The sequence below is a fragment of the Wolbachia endosymbiont (group B) of Episyrphus balteatus genome (assembly GCF_947250575.1).
In the GTDB taxonomy this organism is placed as follows: Bacteria; Pseudomonadota; Alphaproteobacteria; order Rickettsiales; family Anaplasmataceae; genus Wolbachia.
On the sequence record NZ_OX366325.1, the window covers coordinates 412173 to 436813 of the forward strand.

The 24641-nt window shown below is 33.2% G+C and carries 25 protein-coding genes, 1 tRNA gene and 1 pseudogene; 13 read left to right on the forward strand and 14 right to left on the reverse strand.

Features of this window, described 5'->3' with window-relative positions; genetic code table 11:
• Positions 1-125: 125 nt before the first annotated feature.
• Together OOL05_RS02005 and recG are read right to left on the reverse strand one after the other, a co-directional pair.
• Positions 126-320 carry a hypothetical protein gene (locus OOL05_RS02005; RefSeq protein WP_264331209.1) on the reverse strand — a complete coding sequence of 65 codons (195 nt, stop codon included), beginning with the start codon at positions 318-320 and terminating at the stop codon, positions 126-128.
• A gap of 327 nt (positions 321-647) precedes the next feature.
• On the reverse strand, positions 648-2687 hold the full coding sequence (gene recG / locus OOL05_RS02010) for an ATP-dependent DNA helicase RecG (protein ID WP_264730618.1): 2040 nt from the start codon (positions 2685-2687) through the stop codon (positions 648-650).
• A 144-nt stretch (positions 2688-2831) separates the two neighbouring features.
• On the opposite strand from recG, the gene OOL05_RS02015 reads away from it, so the two are divergent.
• Positions 2832-3779: a hypothetical protein gene (locus OOL05_RS02015; RefSeq protein WP_264730620.1), complete on the forward strand. Its 948-nt coding sequence runs from the start codon at positions 2832-2834 to the stop codon at positions 3777-3779.
• Between the two features lie 372 nt (positions 3780-4151).
• Here the strand turns inward: OOL05_RS02015 and OOL05_RS02020 are convergent, their stop codons facing one another.
• Positions 4152-4400, reverse strand: a complete 249-nt coding sequence (locus OOL05_RS02020) for a hypothetical protein (RefSeq protein WP_007301923.1) — start codon at positions 4398-4400, stop codon at positions 4152-4154.
• Positions 4401-4763: 363 nt separating this feature from the next.
• Between OOL05_RS02020 and OOL05_RS02025 the strand changes: the two genes are divergently transcribed.
• The 3 genes from OOL05_RS02025 (at position 4764) to OOL05_RS02035 (ending at position 7738) form a co-directional block, all read left to right on the forward strand.
• Positions 4764-5318: a hypothetical protein gene (locus OOL05_RS02025; protein ID WP_264377991.1), complete on the forward strand. Its 555-nt coding sequence runs from the start codon at positions 4764-4766 to the stop codon at positions 5316-5318.
• Positions 5319-5537: 219 nt separating this feature from the next.
• Positions 5538-6764 carry a tRNA (N(6)-L-threonylcarbamoyladenosine(37)-C(2))-methylthiotransferase MtaB gene (gene mtaB / locus OOL05_RS02030; RefSeq protein WP_010402133.1) on the forward strand — a complete coding sequence of 409 codons (1227 nt, stop codon included), beginning with the start codon at positions 5538-5540 and terminating at the stop codon, positions 6762-6764.
• A 59-nt stretch (positions 6765-6823) separates the two neighbouring features.
• Positions 6824-7738 (forward strand): outer membrane protein, encoded by a 915-nt coding sequence (locus tag OOL05_RS02035; protein ID WP_010402131.1) that lies wholly within the window; start codon positions 6824-6826, stop codon positions 7736-7738.
• A 279-nt stretch (positions 7739-8017) separates the two neighbouring features.
• Here OOL05_RS02035 and secD read toward each other — a convergent pair whose 3' ends face one another.
• Together secD and OOL05_RS02045 are read right to left on the reverse strand one after the other, a co-directional pair.
• Positions 8018-9532 (reverse strand): protein translocase subunit SecD, encoded by a 1515-nt coding sequence (gene secD / locus OOL05_RS02040; RefSeq protein ID WP_264375870.1) that lies wholly within the window; start codon positions 9530-9532, stop codon positions 8018-8020.
• Positions 9533-9633: 101 nt separating this feature from the next.
• Positions 9634-9999, reverse strand: coding sequence for a hypothetical protein (locus tag OOL05_RS02045; protein ID WP_264336278.1), 366 nt, complete (start codon positions 9997-9999; stop codon positions 9634-9636).
• Positions 10000-10117: 118 nt separating this feature from the next.
• On the opposite strand from OOL05_RS02045, the gene hemC reads away from it, so the two are divergent.
• Both hemC and murB read left to right on the forward strand, forming a co-directional pair.
• Positions 10118-10996, forward strand: a complete 879-nt coding sequence (gene hemC / locus OOL05_RS02050) for a hydroxymethylbilane synthase (RefSeq protein WP_264336279.1) — start codon at positions 10118-10120, stop codon at positions 10994-10996.
• A complete protein-coding gene (gene murB, locus OOL05_RS02055) occupies positions 10987-11871 on the forward strand; it encodes a UDP-N-acetylmuramate dehydrogenase (RefSeq protein ID WP_264375869.1) in 885 nt (294 codons plus the stop codon). Before hemC ends, murB begins: the two co-directional genes overlap by 10 nt.
• Positions 11872-11953: 82 nt before the next feature.
• Here murB and OOL05_RS02060 read toward each other — a convergent pair whose 3' ends face one another.
• On the reverse strand, positions 11954-12427 hold the full coding sequence (locus tag OOL05_RS02060; RefSeq protein WP_264375868.1) for a hypothetical protein: 474 nt from the start codon (positions 12425-12427) through the stop codon (positions 11954-11956).
• Positions 12428-12544: 117 nt separating this feature from the next.
• Between OOL05_RS02060 and OOL05_RS02065 the strand changes: the two genes are divergently transcribed.
• A complete protein-coding gene (locus tag OOL05_RS02065) occupies positions 12545-13729 on the forward strand; it encodes a dicarboxylate/amino acid:cation symporter (protein ID WP_264375867.1) in 1185 nt (394 codons plus the stop codon).
• Positions 13726-14316, forward strand: coding sequence for an orotate phosphoribosyltransferase (gene pyrE / locus OOL05_RS02070; RefSeq protein ID WP_010402118.1), 591 nt, complete (start codon positions 13726-13728; stop codon positions 14314-14316). The genes OOL05_RS02065 and pyrE overlap by 4 nt, the downstream gene beginning before the upstream one ends.
• A gap of 392 nt (positions 14317-14708) precedes the next feature.
• Here pyrE and OOL05_RS02075 read toward each other — a convergent pair whose 3' ends face one another.
• The 5 genes from OOL05_RS02075 to rpsB all read right to left on the reverse strand — a co-directional run bounded on the left by OOL05_RS02075 (position 14709) and on the right by rpsB (position 18868).
• Positions 14709-15725 carry a substrate-binding domain-containing protein gene (locus OOL05_RS02075; RefSeq protein WP_264375866.1) on the reverse strand — a complete coding sequence of 339 codons (1017 nt, stop codon included), beginning with the start codon at positions 15723-15725 and terminating at the stop codon, positions 14709-14711.
• A gap of 193 nt (positions 15726-15918) precedes the next feature.
• A complete protein-coding gene (gene frr, locus OOL05_RS02080) occupies positions 15919-16476 on the reverse strand; it encodes a ribosome recycling factor (RefSeq protein ID WP_017532537.1) in 558 nt (185 codons plus the stop codon).
• Positions 16477-16483: 7 nt separating this feature from the next.
• Positions 16484-17227, reverse strand: coding sequence for a UMP kinase (pyrH, locus tag OOL05_RS02085; RefSeq protein WP_010407219.1), 744 nt, complete (start codon positions 17225-17227; stop codon positions 16484-16486).
• Positions 17211-18056: a translation elongation factor Ts gene (tsf, locus tag OOL05_RS02090; protein WP_264375865.1), complete on the reverse strand. Its 846-nt coding sequence runs from the start codon at positions 18054-18056 to the stop codon at positions 17211-17213. The genes pyrH and tsf overlap by 17 nt, the downstream gene beginning before the upstream one ends.
• Positions 18053-18868, reverse strand: a complete 816-nt coding sequence (gene rpsB / locus OOL05_RS02095) for a 30S ribosomal protein S2 (protein WP_139686382.1) — start codon at positions 18866-18868, stop codon at positions 18053-18055. Before rpsB ends, tsf begins: the two co-directional genes overlap by 4 nt.
• A gap of 181 nt (positions 18869-19049) precedes the next feature.
• On the opposite strand from rpsB, the gene OOL05_RS02100 reads away from it, so the two are divergent.
• The 3 genes from OOL05_RS02100 (at position 19050) to glmS (ending at position 21490) form a co-directional block, all read left to right on the forward strand.
• Positions 19050-19126, forward strand: a tRNA-Asp gene (locus tag OOL05_RS02100).
• Between the two features lie 130 nt (positions 19127-19256).
• The gene (yajC, locus tag OOL05_RS02105) at positions 19257-19670 is read left to right on the forward strand and encodes a preprotein translocase subunit YajC (protein WP_264730625.1); all 414 of its coding nucleotides are present in this window, start codon (positions 19257-19259) and stop codon (positions 19668-19670) included.
• A gap of 8 nt (positions 19671-19678) precedes the next feature.
• Positions 19679-21490 (forward strand): glutamine--fructose-6-phosphate transaminase (isomerizing), encoded by a 1812-nt coding sequence (gene glmS, locus OOL05_RS02110; RefSeq protein ID WP_264375863.1) that lies wholly within the window; start codon positions 19679-19681, stop codon positions 21488-21490.
• A 241-nt stretch (positions 21491-21731) separates the two neighbouring features.
• On the opposite strand, the pseudogene OOL05_RS06755 reads toward glmS, so the two are convergent.
• Positions 21732-21908, reverse strand: a pseudogene (locus OOL05_RS06755) (IS481 family transposase); the annotation flags it as partial.
• A gap of 213 nt (positions 21909-22121) precedes the next feature.
• On the opposite strand from OOL05_RS06755, the gene OOL05_RS02115 reads away from it, so the two are divergent.
• Positions 22122-22871: a hypothetical protein gene (locus tag OOL05_RS02115; protein ID WP_264375862.1), complete on the forward strand. Its 750-nt coding sequence runs from the start codon at positions 22122-22124 to the stop codon at positions 22869-22871.
• 28 nt (positions 22872-22899) lie between these two features.
• On the opposite strand, the gene OOL05_RS02120 is transcribed toward OOL05_RS02115, so the two are convergent.
• Entirely contained in the window at positions 22900-23049 is a 150-nt protein-coding gene (locus tag OOL05_RS02120) for a hypothetical protein (protein WP_264730628.1), read from the reverse strand.
• Between the two features lie 49 nt (positions 23050-23098).
• Between OOL05_RS02120 and OOL05_RS02125 the strand changes: the two genes are divergently transcribed.
• Positions 23099-24124: a hypothetical protein gene (locus OOL05_RS02125; RefSeq protein WP_264375861.1), complete on the forward strand. Its 1026-nt coding sequence runs from the start codon at positions 23099-23101 to the stop codon at positions 24122-24124.
• On the opposite strand, the gene OOL05_RS02130 is transcribed toward OOL05_RS02125, so the two are convergent.
• Entirely contained in the window at positions 24114-24638 is a 525-nt protein-coding gene (locus tag OOL05_RS02130; protein WP_010404888.1) for a gamma carbonic anhydrase family protein, read from the reverse strand. The two genes, OOL05_RS02125 and OOL05_RS02130, sit on opposite strands and share 11 nt — an antisense overlap.
• Positions 24639-24641 lie beyond the last annotated feature (3 nt).

Consider the following 24641-nt stretch of genomic DNA (forward strand, 5'->3'; position numbering starts at 1 on the left):
TTCTTCTCCTACATTATATTTTGGTATTAACCTGATTACAGGCAGGCGTGGCTTGTTAACATTAATTAACTTAAAAAAAGAAATTAATTACGTGCGTCAACAAGTCCATGAATTTTAGTTCCACCCTAAGCCCTCTTGAGCTTGAGAATTTTTTCTATATATAGGCTGAGCATGAATGACATCTGATCATCAATTATGCAAATCTGGATCTTGTTGTGCATACTTAAGTCATTTTGCCAAAATTCCCTTTTTACACCACCTTTTAAACCTCTTATGTATACTTCTGTAATTGCAGTAAATTTTTGATCATTGGCAGCCATTTCTCCACACTGCTTCCATACATACTCTCAACTTCTTCTCGCTTTTACTGTGTATTCCTTTTGTGCTCTTTAAAACGGTACCTTCTATATATATTTATTGTTATTAGGCTAAGTTACCGCTTTTTTTCCATTTTTATACTTCCTGCCCTTGATTAATTTGACCTGCTAACATTTTGTTTACAGGGCCTGCTATTAACTCTGCACAATTTATTCTTATGGTAAAAACTTCTTCTTCACTCTTATTTTTCCTTAACTTGACGCATATGGTTTGTTAAATACTCCCGTCTGTCAAGGAATTTCTACTCATGAGGGTTATGGCTTGAAAGATTACTGAAATTTTGAAAAATGTAGTCTACTTCTATATTCAAATATATCAAGCAGTAATTCAAAATTAGCTATTGTACCTTTTTCACTATTATATGCAAGGTTGAGCAATTCTCTGTCCTCATATAAATCAGCAAATTTAAACTCCATGCACCCTGATTGTTTTGTGCCTAGAATATCTCCGCTACCCCTCAGCATCATATCCTTTTCAGCAATATAAAATCCATCTTGTGACTCACACATAATCTTTAACTTTGAATACGAACTTTTACTGAGATTGTCATATAACAGTACACAAAAAGACGGTTTATTTCCTCGTCCTACTCTACCTCTCAACTGATGTAATTGCGATAACCCAAACTGTTCTGCATTCTCTATAATCATAATAGTTGCATCTGGTACATCTATGCCAACTTCTATCACAGTGGTTGCAACAAGCAGAGAAAATTCATTTCTCTTGAAGGAAAACATGACTTGATCTTTCTGATCTTGAGTTAGTTTTCCGTGTATTATTCCAACTCTATCAAAAAATGTCTTTTGTAACTCCTGAAAGCGTATTTCTGCTGCGGCAACATTGAGTTCTTCATTTTCTTCTATATATGGACAAATCCAATATGCTTTTTCGCCTCTATTTATAGCATCTTTCAGTTTTTGAATAATATCTGATACTTTTTTAACGTTCATAATAACGGTTTTTATTGGCAATCTAGATTTTGGTTTTTCCCTTAAAATAGAACATTCAACATCACCATACATAGCTTGCTGCAAGGTTCTTGGAATGGGAGTTGCAGTAACAAAAAGTATATCGGTATTTTCTCCTTTTCCTACCAACCGATTCCTCTGTATCACTCCAAATCGCTGTTGTTCGTCTATGACTGCGAGTCCTAAATTTTTAAATGTAACGTTGGCTTGAAATAATGCATGAGTACCAATTACTATATTTAAAATACCACTTGCAAGTTCGTTCATAATAATCTTTCTTTCCTTGCGCGCAGTTTTACCGGTAAGCAAAGCAACTTTTATATCAGTACAAGATAGAGCTTCTTCGATCCAATTATAATGTTGCTCAGCCAAGATAGTAGTTGGTGCCATTAGAGCTGCTTGCATGTTATTTTCTACCACATTCAGCATCGCAAAGAGTGCAACTACAGTTTTGCCACTCCCAACGTCACCTTGCAGCAGACTTACCATGCGGTATCTGGATTTTTGTCTTTCTGAGATTTCATCTATCGCTCGAATTTGATCATTTGTTAATTGGAACGGTAATTCATTTAAGACCTGCTCTTTGTATTTACTCAATATTATAAATTCTTTTCCCTCTTTTTTTACATGATTTTCCCTTGCAAGCTTTAGTGCCAACTGGTACGCAAATAGCTCATCATAAGCAAGTCTTTCTCTGCAAACTTCTGCTTCTGCGAGTGAGCTCGGTCTGTGCAATCTTATGATGCTTTCTTTCCAATTCAGCCATTTCTTTTGCTTGATTAATGTTTCATCTATCCACTCTGGCAAATCAGGCAAATCTTTTAGATTAGAACTTATTATGTTTCTAATGCTCTTGTTAGTAATACCGCGACATAATTGGTAAACTGGCTCTATGCAGGCTATTTCTTTAAATAGATTGATATCAGACAACATGTAATCTGGGTGAGTAATTTGCCAATGTTCGGCAAACTTTTCAAGTTTACCACTGATTACTATATCTGTTCCAACTGGAAATAATTTATACAAATATTTAACTGAGTAATTAAAAAAAACTATAAATAAATACTGACTTTCACTTTCAACGATTATTTTATATGGCCTACCTCTAACAGTGGGGCGCTGGTGCTCATACACTTTTGCCATAAAAGTTGTAAATTCTCCCACTTGAGCATCAGGTAGTGATTTACTTCTATCCACATAACTGAGAGGCCTATAAAACAGCAAGTCCATTACTCTGTCTCCGCCGCAAAGTTTAGGCAATATTGCGGAATGAAACCTTGGTATATTCTCAATTTTACTATTTAGAAAAGTCAGCACACTTGACTGCTCATCAACATTCATACTGTGTAAAACCGTTTATTCATAATAGAGCCTTACTAAAATCCTGTCACCCTATTATGACTGTCTATGTTAAGTATATTATTGACATATTAACTATTTTTATGTATTATTATACTATCAGCAATTCATATCAAAGTATTAACAATGAACAACTCTATACAGGAAAAAAAGGGAAATCCAGTCGTTACACTAAAAGCTCAGGCAGAAAAGTTTGATTTTAGCAGGTTAAGGGCTGACAAAAGCAACAAGTTAGCACACTCTGGTGAAACAATGTTCTTAGATTTTCATAGAATGAACTTTATTGTTAACAAAAAAAGTATAGATAGCACTTTAACTTTTGTTTTAACAGAAGGAGCTAAGGAAAATGGGCTTAGAAAAGCTTGGGATGAACATTCCAAAAACGAGAAAACTCCTGATAATAAAAAAACTGACCAATACAAAAAGAAATTTGAAAAATTTTACAATCTTGGTACAGATTATGCTCACCTATTACCAAAGGAAGAGAACGGAAATTATCGACTATTTACAAAAGCAGTTTTTAAGGAAATATTTGAACGTGCTAAAGCTCAAGTTCCAAGCGACTCTATCTTAGGAGAGCTAGTTACCAATTGTAATCAAGCAGGATATGAAGCTGTTATACATGCGGGGTTTCAAGATGAACTCTTCCAACATTCATTCATGATGGCAAATCCTACAAAAGTAATAAGTATTGACTGTATTAGCCCAAATAATGTGAGTGTTAAATCTGATATGACACTACCAATACTCTTCCAAAAAAGTGACGGTAAATGCGGTGACAAGGTATGTGATCTATCCAGCTCACTGGAATTTACACTTGAATCTCAAGATGGGAAAGATGATGTGATATACAAAAATGGCAAATTGTCACTTACTGTGCCCCGGAAATTGAGAGATTATAAAACTGATGGCATAAGTTTATTTGATATTATTAAAGAATATTTCTATAAATTCTGCGAGAAGTTAGGGTTCAAGTTTGAAGTAGAAATAGAGCATGATTTAGGTGATCCGATGAGCTACCTCGAAGAGGTAGCTCTGCCCATTCATAGCAATGAACACGAAAATACACCCTAAAACTAACAATTAAAATATCTCAAGTTCTGTTAGCTTATTTGCATAGTCAGTTGTACTAGACGCAACTTAATCTGACAGAAAAACTAATATCAATCTCTATGTTTGATGCTACTAATATTTTTCTAAAAAGCAATATGCTTGCTATCAAGAAAAGTCTGCATAGCAATATTTACCTAAATGAGGCCTTGTCTCAATTCCTAAATATAGCTGTGATTTTCTGGTTTATCATAGCCCATATCAGTCAAAATGCGCGATAATAGCACCATCAAAGAAAGGTATATTAAAAAGATTAGCGGCAGTAATTGCAGTTTTCTCTGTTTGCCATAGCAACTCTTGAGTAGGTATCAATAATAATGATAATCTATATATCTGCTATAAAACCTCGAGATCCGTAGAATAGGGCTGACTAAGGTTCTCATACATTCCTGTATGCTGAGAACATAAAAGCTCTTTTGATTCTATTCCTAAATCCTCAAGTATTTGCTCCTGTTCAGCTATAAGTTCTAATAGCCCTGTTCCACTTTCACTTACTTCACTTCGTTCAAGACACATAAGTTCTGTTAACTCTGCTATGTCTTCTCTAGAAAGCTGATTTTTTTCAGAAAAAGTTGCTTCACTCATATGGTCCTCTTTTTTATATAAAGAGTATCTTATACAAGAGAATAACTAAAATAATCTAAACTCTTGTGTCATATTTGTAGCTTGGTGTAGTTATATGGTACATTTCAGATAAGAGTACTGATTATCTAATTGTAGGAGAAGACCTAGTCAAAATATAAAAAAGCAGTGGAATTGGGGGTGGTAAATTCAGAAGTGTCTGAATAACTGTGTGAACTAAGTTCGGAGGAGAATAGTATCAAGAAAGGAGAAAATTATATGGTCTTACCTTTATTGATGTATTAATTGAGAAGAGTTCTTAAAAGTTAATGTTTTGTTAGTTGTTTCATGCTAAAATAGGCATATATAAGTAATTAGGAAAATGTTATGCGCTCTAATTCCAATTCACTTAATAAATACGGATATGTATCTGATGCAAATGGATTGTCTCACCAACAAATGGGAATGTATGATGATTTAGGAAGATATGAAGTTGCTGATGAAGATATGATGTACCAAAAAAACTATGGTATTATTGGTGATAGTTTAAAAAAAATAACAAATCTGACTGGAGATACAGCAAAGAGTATAGCAGATTACCTTATTAAACCTGTTAGTGATCAGGTTGCAAAGCAAATCGTTGTTCCATTAGGAACGGAGATTATAAGTAAAATTGTCGTACCTATTACAAAGAAAGTTGCAGAACAAAATCAAGACATGATAAAAGAGCTAACAGATAAACTCATGGTTCGCGTGGAAGATTTTGCTCGGTTACAAATAGAAAAATTAAAAGAAGACGTGAAGCAAGAGATAACATCAATACCAGGTAAAGTTTTAGAGAAGATAAAACCTTCTTCATGGCTTCCATGGAAAGCAGAAAGTTTGGATGAAGCTTATTCTGACACTTATGTACCAAATGATATAGATGAATTTGCATGGTAGAGCTTCAAGGTTTAGCAAAATGTTTTTTGGTTTATATTTGCTTGAGGTTAACATCATTGGCATTAAGCTTTTTTTAATGCTAAATGATCTTACTGTATATCTACAAATTCTTCCTGTGATTTTCAACTCTAGAGGTTATGCTTAAATTATAATATCTACCAAAAAAATAGTCATTTTGCTTGGATATTTGATATAATTTAGATCTATTAAAGCAAAAGCATGAATGAAGTAATAACATTTGGTTGTCGTCTAAATTTCTACGAGAGTGAGTTAATCAAAGAAGCATTAAAAAAAGCAAAGAGAGAAAATGTTGTTGTAGTGCATAGCTGTGCAGTGACAAACGAAGCAGAACGCCAAGTGAAGCAAAAAATACGTAAGATCTATAAAAACGACCCAAGTAAAGAAATTATCGTAGTTGGCTGTGCCGTTCAATTAGATCCTAAATCATATAGTGATATTCCTGGTGTAAGTAAAGTGCTAGGTAATCAAGACAAGCTAAGAGCTGAAAATTATCTACTAAATAATGATGAAATCTTAGTCAGTGATAACCAAGTAGAACCTATTCTCATTAATGGATTTGAAGATAAATCAAGGGCATTTATTGAAATTCAAAATGGTTGTAATCATAGTTGTACATTTTGCTCAATTACTGAGGCAAGAGGAAATAATCGATCTGTGCCAGTAAACAATATTATAGAGCAAATTAAGATTTTTATAGAAAATGGGTATCAAGAAGTGGTGTTTACAGGTGTTGATATTACTGACTTTGGTACAGATTTGTTTGGTAAGCAATCACTCAGTTCAATGATTAGAAGAGTTTTAAAGGATATACCACAGTTAAAGAGACTAAGACTTTCCTCTATTGATGTTGCTGAAGTTGATGATGAACTAATGGATTTAATAGCTAATGAGTCAAGACTTATGCCTCACTTACACTTGAGTCTACAGTCTGGTAATAATTTAATACTAAAGAGAATGAAACGTCGTCACAATAGAGAACAAGTGATAGAATTTTATCATAAAATGAAGAGCTTAAGACCTAATATAGCATTTGGCGCTGATATTATTGCTGGATTTCCAACAGAAACTGATGAAATGTTTCAGGATACAGTTGATTTACTGAAAAAAATAAATGTAGTTTATCTACATGCTTTTCCATATTCAGAGCGGAAAAACACACCTGCTGCACGGATGCCACAAATACCAGAGAATGTACGTAAAGAACGAGTAAAGCATCTAAGAGAAATAAATAAAGAAATGATGAGCAGTTTTTATCAATCTTTGCTCGGCACTGAGCAAAGCGTTTTGGTTGAGCAGAATAATATTGGTAGAACAGAAAATTTTGCATTAATAAAACTTACATCAAGAGTTCAAGCTAAAAGTATTGTGAAAGCTCATGTTAAAGGAATAGAAAATAATTGTTTAATTGGAAATATTATTTCTTAATTTTTGTACATTAAAGGAATATATGATATAGTAGTTATACTATAAGTGATAATTCATTTATGATAATTAGAATATCTATTGCTTTATTTTTCATCTTCATTCCGTGTGTCTATTTTTTTATTACTTATATCAGTAACAATACACACATTGAGCAAGTGCAGCCCTTAAAATTAGAAACGGACAATAATGAAAGTGTGATACATTCTGAAGAAGTTACTGAAAAAGAAGTGCCAATAAAATGTCAAGAACTTGAAAGTAGTTCACCTTCTGTTTTCCAAGTAGCTAATCAGAAAAATATGTGGCCAAGTATTGCAGATCAAGCTGAACCTACAAAGGAAAAATCAAAAAAACTTGATTTCTATGTTAGTGCTAATGGTGGTAAGATATATTCTGATAGCTCAGAAGTATTTGTGGAGGGTATACGTGCAATAGGAAAAAGAATTCTTGCTTTAGCTGAGGGCCGTTATGGTGGTTTTCTTTTAGACCTATTCTTAGGAGATGAAATTAAAAACATAAAAAAATTTAACGGTAAAATTGATTTTCAGTGGCTTAGCAGCATATCTGTAGGTTACTATGCTGGAGAAAATGGCCGAGTTGATTTTGAGACCATGTATTCTAAAGTCAATATTGAAGATAGTAACTCTCCTCCGGTATTTGATAAATCAGCAAGTGTATCTGCATTCTTATTAAATTTTTACTATAACCCTAATGTTCAAAATACTCAATTTGCTCCGTATATTGGTCTTGGTATAGGATCAACAGTTTTTAGATTAAAAAGGATTGATAAATCATCTAAAAATTTAATGCCACTGAATGTTCCTTGGCTTGTTTATCAAATAAAGCTTGGTGTTGATTACTCAGTAATTCCAGAAGTTAAAACCTTTCTCGGCTATCGTTACTTTAATATTCCAACACCTATTGCAGACGATATATCCACTCATAATATTGAAGTTGGTTTGATGTTTAATTTTTAGTAATAATATCTTTTCAATTCTAATATCCTGATTTCCATTCAGAAATTTGATAAATCTATCCATATCTTTAATCTTATGGCCATATCCTTTGTGATAGCCTGAAGATGGTTTCTGTTTCTTTTTTCCTTTTCCTCCACAAATATATTGGTTTTATGCTCACTAAATTGGTGAGCATGTTACAACGTTTTTGACGACGAAAAGACTGGATAGCTACTTTCATGACAACCATTTAGTTGTCTTTTCTCGTCTATCTTATTTTGTCACTCTGCTGAACAGATACTAAAGTACTAGCTTTTGTGGGTTAATGCACAATTCTATCAGAAGTTTTGTGACTATAATTGCAGAAAACATCGAGCACAGGATTCCTATCGATAAAGTGACAGAAAACCCTCTAATTGCTCCGCTACCAATAATGAACATTATTCCTGCAGCAATCAGTGTAGTGAGGTTTGAGTCAAGAATTGTTTTTATTGCGTTTTTAAATCCTTCTTCAATGGCACGAGCTGTTCTTTTTCCTGCTCTTATTTCTTCGCGGATGCGTTCAAATATTAAAACATTTGCATCCACTGACATGCCAACAGTTAGCGCAATTCCAGCAATTCCAGGGAGAGTAAGAGTTGCTTCAAGTAAGGTAAGAATGAGTAGTATAGAGATTACATTAAAAACGAGTGCAACAGACGCTAATAAGCCTAATTTGCCGTAAGTAATGATTATAGATAAACCAACGGCTATGATAGAGATTATTGCTGCAATTTCTCCTGCTTTTATTGACTCTTCTCCAAGGCTTGGACCAATGTTTTTTTCTTCAATTATTTTAAGTGGTGCAGGTAGTGCACCTGATTTTAAAAGTATTGCAAGTTCACTCGCTTGTTTTTCAGTGAAATTACCGCTAATTTCTCCCTCTCCATTTAGAATAGGTTCACGTATTGTTGGTACAGTTAAGACTGTGTTATCTAAAACAATTGCAAAAGGCTTTCCTACATTTTCTTTAGTAATTTTTGCAAATTTTTTACTTGCTATGCTGTCGAATTTGAAATGTACTGTTGGTTTACCTAAATTGCCAAATCTAACTGATGCGTTAACTAATGAATCACCGCCTATTTCAGTTTTGCGGAATATCGGGTAGGAATTACCCAAAGAATCCTTGAGCATAATCGTAGTGTCATGATCGATATCTTGCATTTTAGCTACATTGGTGTTTGCCAAATGGAAGGCCAGCTTGGCTGTTTTGCCAAGCAGAGATTTTATCTGCTGAGTGTCTTCTACTCCAGGAACTTGGACTAATATCTTATTTTGTCCTTGTTTTTGCACACTTACTTCCTTAGTACCAAGCTTATCTAAGCGTCTTTGAACATTAACTATTGACTCTGAAACTACTTCATTGATTAATGAATTCTTATAATGCGGTTTATATGAAATGAAAATTGCAGTATTTTTTCTACTCAATTCTAAATTTGGGTTTATTTTATGTATTAACGTTGAAACTTTTTTGTAATCATCAATATTATTTAAAGTTACAACCACTTGTTTATCGTTTTTTGCGCTAAATTCAATCTTTTGTGTTAACAGACCTTCTTTTATTTCATCGGTTAGCATGCTTAGTTTCTCTTTGAAGTAAAAATCTAAGTCTACATTTAGAAGCAGAGATGATCCACCTTTCAGGTCGAGCCCTAGATTTATCCTCTTTTTTGAGGTGAAAAACTTATTATCAAAGAAATTTGGTAGTATTATATATAAAGATAGTAGAAAAATTAGTAATACTGAAAGAGATTTAACTATGAGCTTGTTTAGCATAAATTTAAACTATACTTAGGTACAGTGTAAACTGAATGGTTGCTAATCACAAGCACCTAAATGAAAAGATTCTAAAGCCTTAATCTATAATTGATTGTACTTTATACTATACTTTGCTCTTCTGAAACATCATTTACTAAAGTGTTATAAATGTATGAATTAGGTTGAGAATTAGCTTTAAGATTCTCTATTTGTTTGTTTTTTCTAATGCTATCAATCGGAAGGTAAATGCATAAACCAAGTATTGAGAAAGTAACTATGGTAGCTGGTATGTGAGTAGCAAGAAATTCACTATAACTTGGATCTTTCCAACCGAGAGGACTAGATAGAGAAGGATGAGAGAAAAACTTTGGAATTACTACTGTTGCACTTAATAATATTATAATACTAGTTACAGTGGCACTGAAAAGGGGTAAAACATTTTTTTTATTAAATTTGCCATTAGAGTCTTTTAAAATATCAAACATACATACTCCTCAATTACTAACGTGCATGATACTAGGAGCTAATTATAAAATGTTCAATAACTAAATTGGAGATAATAAAAAATGGACATAGAATATAGATGTACAATATGAAGAATGTATGATAGTTAAAATAGGTACGAGGGGAAGCAATCTTGCGGTTGCTCAAGCTTTGGAAGCAAAACAAAGATTATTAGAGTTTTTTCCTAACCTATCTATTGAGATCATTAAAATCAAAACTTCTGGTGATAAGTATGTTAATGTAAATCTTGCTGAAATAGGAGGTAAAGGACTGTTCCTCAGGGAGATTGAGGCTGAATTACTCAAAAATAATATAGATATGGCGGTTCATTCGCTAAAAGATGTACCTGCGTTTTTCTCGAAGGACTTAACAATTCCTTGTGTTTTAGAGAGGCTAAGTCCATGTGATGTATTTATTTCTCATAAATATAAGAGCCTAAAAACTTTGCCACAGCAGGCTACAATTGCAACTTCTTCAATAAGAAGAAAAGTTCAGCTACTAAATCTCAGGCCAGACTTAAATGTAGTGCCACTGCGTGGAAATGTGACAACTAGACTGCAAAATCAGAATTTTGATGGAATGATTTTAGCCGAAGCAGGACTGATAAGATTAAAAAAACACCATTTAATTACAGAAGTATTATCACCAAAAGTCATGTTAAACGCAGTAGGGCAGGGGGCAATTTGCATTCAATGCCGAAAGAATGATATAAAAGTTATCGATCTTTTAGAGAAAATTAATAATAATATGTCTTTTATAAGGGCAAAATCAGAGCGCAGTTTCATGAAGACAATAAATGGTTCATGCTTTACGCCGCTTGCAGCTTTAGCAGAATATGTGAGTGAAAACATGCTGAATCTTTGTTGTATGTTAGCAGATGAGAAAGGTATATATTTCACTGAGCGTACTTCGTTTGTAGAAGATGCAGAAAAAATGGGTATGGATGCAGGATTAGAGTTAAAATCAAAATGCTTATAAGCTTACCTAAAGTATGTGGAATCTACCGTTATAATGTTTCAATGTCTAAAATGACTTGGTTAAATGTTGGTGGCCAAGCTGATGTACTATTTAAGCCACGTGACATTGAAGATCTAATGTGCTTGATAAAAGATGCGGAGTTACCAATTAGCGTTATCGGTGCAACATCCAACATAATAATTCGAGATAGTGGCATTCGAGGAATAACGGTGAAATTAGGCAAGGAATTTGCATATATAAAATGTAAAGATAATAACTCCATTGTTGCAGGTGGTGCTGCATTGCTTAGTAACCTTGCCTACTTTGCAGGGGAACAGCAAATTAGTGGGCTTGAGTTTCTTGCTGGAATTCCAGGAACAGTTGGCGGTGGGATAGAGATGAATGCAGGTGCATATGGTAGTGATATTGCGAGTGTTGTAAAGTTTATAAGGGCAGTGAATCTAGAAGATGGGAATTTATATGAATTTTCCAGTGAAGAAATGGGATATTTTTATCGTGGACATAGTCTAAAAGGCAGGTGGATTTTTATTGAAGCTGAATTTAAAGGAGTAAGTTCAGAGTATGAGCTTATATTGCAAAGATTGAAAGAAGTTATTGATAAAAAAAATAAAAGTCAACCAGTAAGAGGAAAAACTGCTGGTTGTATATTCAAAAATCCAATAGGCTGCAAGGCATGGAAACTGATTGATGAATCTGGCTGCCGAGGATTAGATAATGGTGTAGCTAAAATTTCTAAGAAACATTGTAATTTTCTACTCAATTACAATAATGCAACTGCACTTGACTTAGAAAACCTTGGCAACAGAGTAAAAGATGCAGTAAAAGATAAATTTAACATTGAACTTGAGTGGGAGATAAGGGTTTTGGGTAGGTAACTTCTAACCTTCTCTAATATGACCTATTTCAATTGAGTACACTTCAATTTAAGTCCAAGGTACACTATTTTGCGAGGATAATTTATGCTTCCTTTGAAGAAAAGCATTCTTTTATTTTTTCAATTACCGGCTCTATAATGTAGTGATTTATTTTCTTAATCATAGGTTCTACAATCATATTTCCAACAATAAGGCCTGTAATTGGGGCAATAATTCCTATTGTCGCACCAATCAAAACTGCTGATCCTGTATTTAACATTACACCAGGAAAAATAGCACCTATAGCTGCACCAAGACCAATCCCGATTGCAGTGCTAGTAACGCCCATACAAAATATAGGGAAAATGCATTCTCGATTTACTTTATCTTCCTTATAATCACAATATGTAAGGTATGCGATAGATAATATTGTAGAAACAGCAGCAATAATTCCACCTATAATGGAAGGTGATAAAATTGCGAAACTTGGACCAAGACCTACAAGCACTCCTATTGAAATATTCATTCCCATTAATATTCCAACAAGGATTAACTCTTCTTTAGTTTTTTTATCCATACCCCTCCTTACACTTAATTAATAATAAAATGTTACTCATCTTTACTTAACCTGTAAAGTTATCTTAACCTAATTTCAAAAATTATTGTATAATATCATTTTGAGGTTTTATTTTCAATGCGCAAACTTGCAATACTCTTTTCTATACTGTTTGCGGTAATTGCTTACTATTTAAACAATGAAGTAATATTTGAAATAGCAAAGCTATTTAGCGATATATTCATCAGTCTGTTGAAATTGATTAGCTTACCTTTAGTTTTTCTATCTATAGTGTCCACAATTTCAGGGCTTAAAGACTCAATTGAAATTAAAGTATTACTTAAGAAGACGCTGTTTTACACGCTGTTTACAACAATTGTAGCTGCATTTGTTGCGTTATCTTTCTATTTATTCATAGACCCAGTAAGAAAAAATTTCATAAGCAACACAATAGAAAGTGTGAGTGACAGCAATCACAATTACTTTTCATACTTAAAATCACTCATTCCATCAAATTTTGTGCAAGTTTTTCTTGAAAATAACGTTATTGGCAGCATACTGATCGCTTTTTTAATGGGTGGAGCTATTATTTCGCTCTCAAAAGAAAAACAAGATATATTACACCAAATATTTTCTGCACTATTTGATACACTTCTTAGAATTGCTCAAGGGTTATTAAAGTTTATTCCTCTTGCTGTATGGTCTTTTATCACATGTTTTTTATACGAGTTAAAAGGTGGCAGCGAATTCCATAGTCTTTTTTGGTATTTTGCTTGCATAATGTCTGCAAATTTCGTGCAAGCATTTGTGATTTTGCCACTACTCATGTGGTATAAAGGTATATCACCAATTCAAACGATGAAAGGTGTTATGCCAGCACTTACACTTGCGTTTTTTTCTAAATCATCTAGTGCAACGCTGCCTACAACTATAGAATGTGTGCAAAATCAGCTAAAGGTACCAAAGAAATTGTCATCTTTTATTCTACCAATATGCACAACAGTCAATATGAATGCGTGTGCTGCATTTATTTTAATCACAGTGATGTTTGTTGCAGAGATGAATGGGCACACATTTTCCTTAAGTGAGATGTTCATATGGATTTTTTTAGCTACAGGAGCTGCAATTGGTAACGCTGGAGTGCCGATGGGGTGCTATTTTATGGCAACTAGTTATTTGGTATCAATGAATGTTCCTTTGTACATTATGGGATTGATTTTGCCTATTTATACAATCATTGATATGTTTGAAACTGCAATAAATGTGTGGTCTGATATCTGTATAACGCAGATAATTAATAAAGAATTTCAAACTCAAGAATGATATTAGATAATACAATAATAAAAGAATTTGAAGAGGCTGGTGCGATTTTGCACGGACATTTTGTACTCTCGTCAGGGCTGCACAGCAACACTTACATACAATGCGCTAAAATTTTTGAAAATCCAAGCAGAGCAATGAACGTTTGTGAGCTATTGGCGAATAAAATAAGAAAAGAGCTTATTGAACCCATAGATTTAATACTATCTCCTGCGATTGGTGGAATAATCGTGGGTTATGAGATTGGTAGACAGCTTGGAATCCGAACAATATTTTGCGAACGTGTTAATGGTAAATTTGAATTACGCCGTGGATTTGAGATTAAACAAGGTGAGAAAATCTTATTAATTGAAGATGTGATTACCACAGGTAAATCTTCACTTGAAGCAGTAAAATGTGCAGAAGAGAAGGGAGGTAAAGTTGTTGCTGGAGCTTCTTTGATCAAGAGAAATAGTGAAACAAAACTGCCCTTTCCTGTAATATCTTTGATTGAACTAAATATCAAAAACTATAGCGAGGAAGAACTGCCAAGTGAATTAAAACAATTACCTATAATGAAACCTGGGAGTAGAGAATATTTAACAAAATAATTCTATATATGGCTAAAGTGATTCAGTAACTTTTACGTGTTATATGTTAATCTTTTTGCATCAAAGTTAGATATTACAGTTTATTTTCCTGTATTCGTTCAACAGAATGGCAAAATAAGATAGACAAATAAAGATATAAAGTAAAAACAATAATAGGTGTCATTCCGGTTCGTGACACTTGCTTTATGTAGTTTCATTGAAAACGTTGTTTTTATTATAATACCTCCTATGATTAGTTTGCTTGTGAGCACCAGTGTCTGGGCACTGGAATGACAAGAAAAGGCTACTTGAATGACAGGAAAGGAACTACTAAAACAAATAGGTGTCATTCCAGCGCGTGACGCTGTAATCCAGAAAGGAAGGGAGTGTTAAATAAAAAAATATCAAAGTCATCATATTATATCACGAACCTTTTCCAAGACTTTTTTCATATTTTCGCTTGAAAGTGGAATTAAGCCAAGCCTAGATAAATATCCACCTTCAGTACTAATAGAGTCTATAACTTCTCTAATGAATTCCCTTAATCCATCAACAATATCTAAGTGTTCTTTCTTTATATAAAGATATAAAGGCCTTGCTAACATATACTCCCCCGATGATATATTTTTATAAGTTGGCTCAATTCCTGCGATTGTGCTTCCTTGAATCTCATCTTGGTTTTTCGCTAAAAAGCTGAAGCTAAATATTCCTAAAGCATTTTTATTGCTCTTCAATTTTTGTATTATTATGTTTTCATTAATTCCAACTTCTATATATCTTCCATCATCTCTGATATTACTACATGCTTTCTTTCTTTTTTCTTGGTCTTGATAATTCTCTTTGAAAATCCTTGAGTTCATACATGAATATTGATCAAGCATAATAAAATTAATCAAAGTTTCATGTGTACCTGTATTTTGATGTGGGCCATAGATTTTAATTTCTGTTTTTGGTAGAGCTTGATTTACATCAGACCAAAATTTCTTGTTATTCTTTACTAATCTATCATTGTCTTCAGAATATGAAGATAAAGTTTCAAACAGGTCATTTTTTGTAAAATCAAATCTATGGCTTTGATTTGAATTTGCAATAACAATTCCATCATAGCCAATTATGATCTCTATTACTTCATTCACTTTATTTCTTTTACATAATTCTCTCTCTACTTCCTTCATAGGGCGAGATGAAGTAGTGATATCTGGTGTGCCTTCCCCTATTCCTGAACAAAACATTTTGAACCCTGATCCACTTCCTATCGATTCTACAACTGGAGTTTTAAAGGAAAATATACGGCTGAATTCTTCAGATATAAATGAGATAAAAGGAAAAACAGTTGAAGATCCAACAATTCTGATATATCTTCTGGCATCAACATTTGACAGTGGGATGAGTAATACAAATGCAAAAATAAGGAAAAGGCGTTTCAGCATCGTTTTCGCTCAAGAGTGTAAACTTAATTATCGTAATAAAAAATCAAACTGAAAAGCTTTTTTTCTAGATTTCAAAAGGTATAACGATCAAATGTGTGCGTAATGATGAGATCTGAATCACAGCATTCATACAACTGTATCTATATCGAATCCTCTTATGTTTTTCAATACTGAAAAATTCTTTCATATTAACTTAATGATGCAATATATCCTTTTCTTTAATAGATAAGTCATCATCGACTTTTTTTACATTATCATCAGTAATGTTTTGTATTTCCTTTTTGGCAACATGAAAATCATCTTCTGAGATTTCCTTATTTTTCTTCATTTCCTCTATTTCTTCCATAACATCTCTGCGTATATTTCTAATTGCAACTCGTGCATTTTCAGAAAATTGATGCAATAATTTCACTAATTTTTCACGAGTTTCTTGTGTTAAGTCTGGAAGAACTATACGTATAGTATTTCCTTCAACAACAGGATTTAAATTCAGGTTAGCATTGATTATCGCATTTTTTACTTCACCGATAACAGTAGCATCCCAAACTTTAACTGATAGAGTTTTGTTATCTATAGCTGAAACGCCTGCAACTTGGTTCAGTTTTTGATGTCCACCATAGATATTTACAACTATACCATCAAGTAATGATGCGTTAGCTCTACCAGTACGTACACCTTTCATATCATCGTGAAAAGACTGAATAGTTTTTAGCATTCTTTCTTTTGTTTTAGCTTTTATTTCGTTTAACATAAATTACCTAATGTTTACAATCTGAAACTATAGTATAAGTGCCTTGACCCTTAATAATATCAACCATTTTTTCTCTTTTTAAAGAAAAAACTACAATTGGGATAGAATTCTCACGAGCAAGTGAAATTGCTGATGCATCCATAACTTTTAAATCACGAGTTAGCAGATCTGTATAAGAAAGCCTATCATACATCACAGCATTCTCATTTTTTTTTGGATCGGCAGAATATACACCACTTACTTGAGTACCTTTTAAAATAACATCACAATTCATTTCAACAGCACGTAAAGCTGCAGCTGTATCTGTAGTAAAAAATGGGTTACCTGTGCCTGCTGCAAAAATGACCACTCTACCTTTCTCTAAATGATGAATAGCCTTCCTTCTTATATAAGGCTCACATATAGTAGTCATGGGTATAGCAGACAACACCCTAGAGACTATAGAGCTTTTTTCTAAAAAATTTTGCAAAATTAAAGCATTAATGACAGTACCAAGCATTCCAATATAATCACTGCTTGCTCTTTCACAGCCACTTAAAGACGCTGATGCACCACGAAAAATATTCCCACCACCAACAACAATACAAACTTGAACCCCGAGATTACAAACTTCAACTATGTCTTTGGATAGTTTATCTATAACTTCCATATCATGGCCAAATAGCTTTGATCCCATCAAAGCCTCCCCAGAGATTTTGAATAACACTCTGGGGTACTTTACTTCTGAAGTTTTGTTACTTATTTGCACCATCCAAAGTAAGTAACTTATAATTAGCTAATTTAACAGCACTTGATTCTATAAAATCAGCAATCTTCATTTTATCATCTTTTATAAACTTCTGCTCTAGCAGAACAACTTCTTCATAGTATTTAGCCATTCGTCCATCTACTATTTTTTTCGCTACCTCTTCAGGTTTATTTAAGCTCTTTACTTGCTCCTCGATTATAGAACGCTCATTTTTTAATTTTTCTTGATCTAAATCATTTATAGATAAAGCTTCAGGTTTCATAGCAACTACATGCATAGCTATTTGCTTTCCAATCTCTTTTTTATCACCAGATGACTGCAATGCTACTAAAGCACCAATCTTACCTAAGCCAGGCATATCACCATGTACGTATCCAGAAATAATCCCATCTTTAGTCTCTAGGTAGCAAAGATTGCTTAACTCTAACTTCTCACCAAGAACCGATGTACCACTCATAATAGCTTCCTGCACTGTACCAACATCTTCATATTTGGCATTTTTTAACTCATCAAGACTAGTACAACGTTCTTGACAAGCAATTGATGCTAAATTTGAAACTAATGCTATGAACTTCTCATTTCTAGCAACAAAATCAGTTTCACAATTGACTTTAACCAATACACCATAATTTTTAGCCAAGCACATAGCAATAAGCCCATCCGAAGCTACTCTATCAGACTTTTTGTCAGCTTTAGCAAATCCTATTGTACGCAACCTATCAACGGCTTTCTTAATATCACCATCACACTCTTCTAACGCTTTCTTACAATCGCTTAAGCCAAGCCCTGTTCTATCGCGTAATTCCCTTATACTACTTGAATCCATCTTCATTTACTTACTATTACCTCCTTTTCTGTTTCAACCTTAATACGCTTCTTTTTAGTTTGCACAATATCCTCTTCTTTTTCTTGAATAAGCTCATCATCCTTAACTCTAGACCTTGTCAAACTAGACTCTATTCCAGCTAATATAGAATCAGCAACTAATTTACAATAGAGCTCTATTGATTTTCTTGAATCATCATTTCCTGGTATAGGATAGGCAATACCATCTGGGTCAGAATTGGTATCAAGTACTCCAACTACAGGAATACCCAGTTTTTTGGCCTCTTTAACCGCTATATGCTCTTTGTTAGTATCAATAATAAATAAAATATCAGGAACTGCTCCCATTTCTCTAATTCCACCCAATTCTTTATCAAGCTTTTTTCTTTTCTTTTCAATGTTTCCTAATTCTTTTTTTGTTAAGATGCTATCTTCATCATTGGATATTTTCTCATATTGTATCAAAGTTTTTATCGAAGAAGAAACAGTGTTCCAATTAGTAAGCATACCACCAAGCCATCGATCATTTACATAATACTGACCACAACGAACTGCTTCACTTGCAACAATATCTAAAGCTTGAAATTTTGTACCAACAAATAAAATGCGACCATCTTGAGATGCAACATCGTATAAAGCTTTCATCGCCGCCTCTAACAATGGTAATGTTTTTCGTAAGTCTATTATGTGTATACGATTCTCTTGATGTATACCATATATATATGGGGCCATTTTCGCATTCCAGCGACTAACTTTATGGCCAAAATGCACACCAGATTCAGCTAAATCACGTATAGTGACTTTAGGCAAATTTGTCATATTTACTCCTCCAAATAGTTTATCCTCCATGGCATAACCCTAACGGGACTACTTGCATAAGCCATGTGTGAAATTAAGTTATTTACATAGTAATAAAAAAGACAAAAAAGCGCAAACAAAAAATATTGACAAGTGGCAACACGTTGATTAGCTTTAAGGTTGCAAACGTTAAAAAGCAATGGGGGGTGTAGCTCAGTTGGTTAGAGCGCATGCCTGTCACGCATGAGGTCGTGAGTTCAAGTCTCATCACTCCCGCCATTACAGCAGAAACATCTTAAAATTCTTTAACTTTCTTATTAATTTGAATTAATTTCTTTCAGAGACTTGACATGATATTGTAATTGCTGCTTAATCTATTTAATTTTATCATTAATAATTGGGATTAAATATGTTCCTTTCTGAGGTTTTTGCGGCAGATGCGACTAACAATGTATCAGCATCTGTTGCTAGCTTTATTCCACTCATTTTAATATTTGTAGTATTTTATTTTCTCATTATTCGCCCCAATCACAAAAAACTAAAAGAACATAGAAGGATGATAGATCAAATAAAACGTGGTGATACGGTTATTACTTCTAGTGGAATAATAGGTGAAGTAAACAAAGTTGACGAAGTAAATGCACAACTAATACTAGAAATAGCACCAAAAATTGAAATAAAAATCCTAAAGTCTGCTATATCTGAAATCTTAAATAAAGAAATTCAAAAGCCAGTAGCTAAATCTATTGAAAAAAGCAAAGTTGAAAAGAATGGCAAGAAAAATAAACTAGAGGAAAGTAAAAAAGACAAAAATGCTTCATAATTTAAGAAGTGTGTGGAATATTAGGTATAGTAAGTAGCGGTGATTCAGTAATACCAATTTTACTAACCGCGTTGCAAAAATTGGAATACAGAGGGTATGACTCTTCAGGTATAGCAATTATAAATAATAGAGGTAAGATAGAAGTAAAAAAATCAGAAGGTAAAGTTGAAAGATTGTGTGAAGTTGTTCATGAGAGCAAGATATCTAGTAGCAAAGTTGGTATAGCACATACTCGTTGGGCTACACATGGAGCTCCAAATCTTAAAAATGCTCATCCCATTTATATAAATAATGTTGTTGTTGCTCATAATGGCATAATTGAAAATTACAATATATTAAAAAAGGATCTGGAGGAAAAGGGAGTATCTTTCCACACCGATACTGATACAGAAGTGATACCAAACATATTAACTTCATATCTTGATGAAGGGTTATCACCAGTTGATTCTATATTACAGTGTCTAAACAATTTACAAGGTTCACTTGCTTTGGCTTTATTATTTGCAGAATATCCAGATACTTTATTTGTTGCAAAAAGAAATTTGCCTTTAGCAATAGGATATAACTGTAATAAAGTGTTTGCTGCTTCTGATACTAATACTTTGAATTCATTTGTAGAAAAAATATTGCATTTAGAAGATAATGATATTGCAGTAATAAAATCTAACGAATTCAGTATATATAATAATGGTATACAAGTTAAACGCAGAACAGAAAATAGCAGTCCAAGAAATTTTCTAATTAGTAAAAATGGTTACCCTAGCTTTATGCTAAAAGAAATTTTTGAGCAACCGTATGCATTAAACAAAACAATAAATCAATTTTATAAACAATATAAAGAAATCAACAAAGAATTATTTTCTGAACTAGGTTACATTACTATAGTTGGATGCGGTTCATCCTATTTTGCTGGACTAATAGCAAAGTGTTGGCTGGAAAGTATTGCTCAAATTCGGGTATATCTAGAAATCTCGTCAGAATTTAGGTATAGCAGCGTCAAGCTCGAAGAAGGTAGTATTGGCTTATTCATTTCTCAATCTGGTGAAACTGCAGATACTATGGAAGCACTACGTTATGCGAGATTTCAGAAACAAATGATCATTAGCATAATTAATACATTTAATAGCAGCATAGAAAAAGCCTCAGATATTGTATTGCATACTCTTGCTGGACCTGAGATTGGTGTTGCTTCGACAAAAACCTTTTCTACGCAGCTTGCAATTTTAGCATGCTTTGCTGTAGAGCTTGGAAAAATAAAAGGTATACTGGGTAGAGAGAGGATAAAGGAACTAAGCGGTGCTATTAATTCCATTCCCGAACATGTAGAGCATGTTTTGAATGTGATGGAAATACAACATATATCAGGCAGTATATTAGAGCACAATAATATAATTATAATTGGGAGAGGAAGCTCATATGGAGTTGCAATGGAAGGTGCATTGAAGATAAAAGAGCTTTCATATATCAACACAATTGGTATTGCAGCGGGAGAAATGAAGCACGGTTCTATCGCCTTGATAGACTCTACTGTACTTGTTATCGCAATTATTCCTTACGATAATTTATTCTTTAAAACGCTATCCAATATACAAGAGATTATTGCAAGAAAAGGTAAAGTAATTGCCTTTAGTGATAAGCAAGGAGCACCGCTCTTAAAGGGAATTTGCATAGATGTGGTGCAACTTCCAGAAGTTGACAATTTTGTTTCTCCAATTATCTACAGTGTTGCTATGCAATTTCTTGCTTATTCTATTGCAGAAAAAAAAGGGTTAGATGTAGATTGTCCGAGAAATTTAGCTAAATCTGTCACAGTTGAGTAACTTATTTAAAGTGAGTTGCTAATTAACAGCTCTAATTGTCAGTTATAAATTACTGAATTTTACTAATAAATTCATTGCTATCATTAGCCCTCTGCGAAAGAATATGTAACTAATGTAAGGATGAGAGAGGCTAAAATCCACGCCTCAAATTAACAAGATTTGCCATTATGGTTACCAGACACAACTTAATCTAGCAAGCAAGAATTAACTAACAGAAAAATTGAAAACTAATATCAGTCTCTTATGTAATGCTACTAATATTTTTCTAAAAGCAATATGTTTTCTATTCAGGAAAGTCTACATCGCCATAACAATATTTACTAGAATGAGGTCTTGTCTCATTGTAAAAACACAACCAATGATCAACGTCTATCTGAAGATCTTCTAATGAATTGTAGATTGTTTTACAAAAAAAGAGGAGTAAATGAGAGTTCAGTAACTTGATTATAGAGTTGTACTGCCTTTCCATATTTGAAGCAAGTTGTTATTCTATCTCAAACCGTAGCACAAAGTAAATATGGCAATTTACACTAAAATTTTCTGTTTATGATTTATATTATGTAAAGATACTATTTGACCTTGAGCTTTAAAGATATTATGTAATAGCATTATTTAATATGCGAGGTTTATTATGGCTAAAGTAAATGCAGGTGAAAGCGCAAGAAAGCTCAAAGAAATTAAATTTCAGCTTATGTCACCAAAAAAGTCCAAAAGTAGTCAACAAATGTCACCAAAACGGAGTCGGAATTCTGGTGAAAAGCTATGGAATGCATTAGAATCATTACAAGAAGCAAAATCAGAGTTAAAAAAAAGAAAGTTTGAAATAGAACTAAAAAAAGACACTGAAATATCAGACGAAGGAATAGAAAAAGTAGTGGAATTGGAAAGGAAAACAGAAAAAGAGATAGAAGAAATAGCAATGCCAATATCAACGTTACTACTTAAGGAAACAATAATAAAATTACAAGGAACAAAAATAATAAATTTTTTAAAAAAATTAGAAAAACAAGTAAAAGAAATGCAAGAATTATGTAAGAAACTAGAATTAAATGCTAAAATAGAAGAAGAAGATCTAAATAAGCTCGAGGACATAAAGAAAGAATCAGAAAAGTGTTGCAGAGAGTTAGTGAGCTATATGCCTAATTCAAATAATCCTAGAATGTTGTACACTGCTGTTATTGGTGTTGGTCTTGCTGTTGGGCTGGTAGCAAGTACTATACTTGAACATACAACTAGACTAAGTATGTTAGCAATAATTGGCATAGCTACATCATTTGCACTCGTAGCTGGTGGTGCTACATATGCAGCACTAAGACCTAATACTAAAATAGATGAATCAAAAGAAGTCCAAATAAAGAGTTCTCATCACTCACTTTCCTAATCACACTTTAATTCAAACTTTATCAGTTTTATTCAAGTTGCTTCTGAAAGGAGAATATCAATGGTGTTCTCCTTACTGATTTGGTTAAAATGCAGAAAACGCCTATGTCAAAATTTACACAGATGTTAAGTGCTGCCACTAATTTCCAGTTAGTACAATTTGTATATCTTATTGACATATTTAATTTATTCTGTTACAATTTTTAGTAATTAGGTTGGGATAAAACAATGAAGAGTTTTAAATGGCTACTTAATCAAGTCAGACTTTCATGGATTAGCTTAATATCAAAAGTAAAGAGCTTTTTTCAAACTAACGATACACATTATCAAACAACTGCTAGCAATGGAAATGATCATACAAGAAAAATAAGTGTAGAAAATACAATAGAGGCGAAAGTTAATGAAGAGGATGTATGGTATGATTCTCTGAAAGAACAAGAGCCAGGTGAAAAAGAAAGAGATCTGGATGAAGAAGAATTTTTTGATGCTATTGAAAATTTGGATGAAGAGGAAGTGAGTGCTAACATAGAAGGAAAAGAGTATGAAAAAAATAAGTACTATAGTCTACAAGATGGTCTACAAGAAAAAAATGAATTTGATCACACAACGCACACTCTTACACTTGCTTTTGAAATTGAAAAGCCATTTCCAGACTCTGACCTTAGTAAATTTAAGTTATGCGAACTTAAGCAAAATGGTGATAAATATACGTTTATCTTAGAAAATGATCAGAAAAATCGAATAGAATTACACTCTGAATATCTCAATATTTATTTTCCTAAGTATTTTGAGAAACACAGAAAAAAAGGAGCTTACACCGAACTTTTTTCTCAAGAGGAAAATAGAATTAGCAATGATATTATAATACCGCTACAAGTTCCAAAAGAAGCAAGCATACTTACCAAAGAGTGCAATTGGTTAATAAGAAAGGTTGTAGGTGAAATACCATATTATCCAGTGGGCAAATCGCTTGAATACTGCAGGGGTCGTGTAAATTTCTTTCTTAACTTAAACAATATTATGTCTTTTTCTCTAAAATCAGCAAAAGCACAATATGCAGCTATGCTATCAGGTACTCCAACAGAAACAAACTGGCCAATAAAGGATATTCTAGTCAGAGGTAGTTTTATTAATCAGCATATTCCTAGAGTTGAAGAAGCTTATATTGATAAGCATTATATAGTTGAAGAAACTTTTGAAGTAGTTAACGTAGAATGTGCATCAGAGCTGAAGATTTCTCAACCTAGCATATAGCCTTATATTCTTTCATCAGCATGATATAATTTTGTGCAGATTGTGTAATATGTTTTATTTCTTCATTTGACATTTTTTTGAAGAATTGTGCTGGCCTGCCAGCCCATACTTCACCACTTTTTATCACTTTTCCATGTGTCACCAGTGAACCAGCAGCTACCATAGCTTCAGACTCGACAATCGCATGATCCATTATAACAGAGCCCATACCAATAAATGCTTTATCATGTATCGTGCATGCATGTAACACACAAAAATGTCCAACCGTCACCATACTACCAATAATCGTGTCACCGCCTGGATTTCTATCTACATGAATTACGGTGCCATCTTGAATATTCGTTTCATCACCTATTTCGATTGATCCAACATCTCCTCTGATCACACAATTAAACCAGATACTCGCATTCCTTCCTATTTCAACGTTACCTATAATACGCACACCATCTGCGATAAAAGAACTTTCATCCATTTTTGGTTCATAATCTTTGTATTTTAGAATGTGATAGCTCATAAT

What these genes read in the sequence shown, in the direction of transcription:
- OOL05_RS02025 (WP_264377991.1), top strand. Translation starts at nt 4,764, where the DNA reads ATGCGCTCTAATTCCAATTCACTTAATAAATACGGATATGTATCTGAT.
- OOL05_RS02035 (WP_010402131.1), top strand. Translation starts at nt 6,824, where the DNA reads ATGATAATTAGAATATCTATTGCTTTATTTTTCATCTTCATTCCGTGT.
- OOL05_RS02130 (WP_010404888.1), bottom strand. Translation starts at nt 24,638, where the DNA reads ATGAGCTATCACATTCTAAAATACAAAGATTATGAACCAAAAATGGAT.
- pyrH (WP_010407219.1), bottom strand. Translation starts at nt 17,227, where the DNA reads ATGGTGCAAATAAGTAACAAAACTTCAGAAGTAAAGTACCCCAGAGTG.
- OOL05_RS02015 (WP_264730620.1), top strand. Translation starts at nt 2,832, where the DNA reads ATGAACAACTCTATACAGGAAAAAAAGGGAAATCCAGTCGTTACACTA.
- pyrE (WP_010402118.1), top strand. Translation starts at nt 13,726, where the DNA reads ATGATATTAGATAATACAATAATAAAAGAATTTGAAGAGGCTGGTGCG.
- OOL05_RS02045 (WP_264336278.1), bottom strand. Translation starts at nt 9,999, where the DNA reads ATGTTTGATATTTTAAAAGACTCTAATGGCAAATTTAATAAAAAAAAT.
- yajC (WP_264730625.1), top strand. Translation starts at nt 19,257, where the DNA reads ATGTTCCTTTCTGAGGTTTTTGCGGCAGATGCGACTAACAATGTATCA.
- mtaB (WP_010402133.1), top strand. Translation starts at nt 5,538, where the DNA reads ATGAATGAAGTAATAACATTTGGTTGTCGTCTAAATTTCTACGAGAGT.
- OOL05_RS02060 (WP_264375868.1), bottom strand. Translation starts at nt 12,427, where the DNA reads ATGGATAAAAAAACTAAAGAAGAGTTAATCCTTGTTGGAATATTAATG.
- OOL05_RS02065 (WP_264375867.1), top strand. Translation starts at nt 12,545, where the DNA reads ATGCGCAAACTTGCAATACTCTTTTCTATACTGTTTGCGGTAATTGCT.
- OOL05_RS02020 (WP_007301923.1), bottom strand. Translation starts at nt 4,400, where the DNA reads ATGAGTGAAGCAACTTTTTCTGAAAAAAATCAGCTTTCTAGAGAAGAC.
- OOL05_RS02005 (WP_264331209.1), bottom strand. Translation starts at nt 320, where the DNA reads ATGGCTGCCAATGATCAAAAATTTACTGCAATTACAGAAGTATACATA.
- OOL05_RS02075 (WP_264375866.1), bottom strand. Translation starts at nt 15,725, where the DNA reads ATGCTGAAACGCCTTTTCCTTATTTTTGCATTTGTATTACTCATCCCA.
- OOL05_RS02115 (WP_264375862.1), top strand. Translation starts at nt 22,122, where the DNA reads ATGGCTAAAGTAAATGCAGGTGAAAGCGCAAGAAAGCTCAAAGAAATT.
- hemC (WP_264336279.1), top strand. Translation starts at nt 10,118, where the DNA reads ATGATAGTTAAAATAGGTACGAGGGGAAGCAATCTTGCGGTTGCTCAA.
- OOL05_RS02120 (WP_264730628.1), bottom strand. Translation starts at nt 23,049, where the DNA reads ATGTCAATAAGATATACAAATTGTACTAACTGGAAATTAGTGGCAGCA.
- OOL05_RS02125 (WP_264375861.1), top strand. Translation starts at nt 23,099, where the DNA reads ATGAAGAGTTTTAAATGGCTACTTAATCAAGTCAGACTTTCATGGATT.
- frr (WP_017532537.1), bottom strand. Translation starts at nt 16,476, where the DNA reads ATGTTAAACGAAATAAAAGCTAAAACAAAAGAAAGAATGCTAAAAACT.
- recG (WP_264730618.1), bottom strand. Translation starts at nt 2,687, where the DNA reads ATGAATGTTGATGAGCAGTCAAGTGTGCTGACTTTTCTAAATAGTAAA.
- rpsB (WP_139686382.1), bottom strand. Translation starts at nt 18,868, where the DNA reads ATGACAAATTTGCCTAAAGTCACTATACGTGATTTAGCTGAATCTGGT.
- tsf (WP_264375865.1), bottom strand. Translation starts at nt 18,056, where the DNA reads ATGAAGATGGATTCAAGTAGTATAAGGGAATTACGCGATAGAACAGGG.
- secD (WP_264375870.1), bottom strand. Translation starts at nt 9,532, where the DNA reads ATGCTAAACAAGCTCATAGTTAAATCTCTTTCAGTATTACTAATTTTT.
- murB (WP_264375869.1), top strand. Translation starts at nt 10,987, where the DNA reads ATGCTTATAAGCTTACCTAAAGTATGTGGAATCTACCGTTATAATGTT.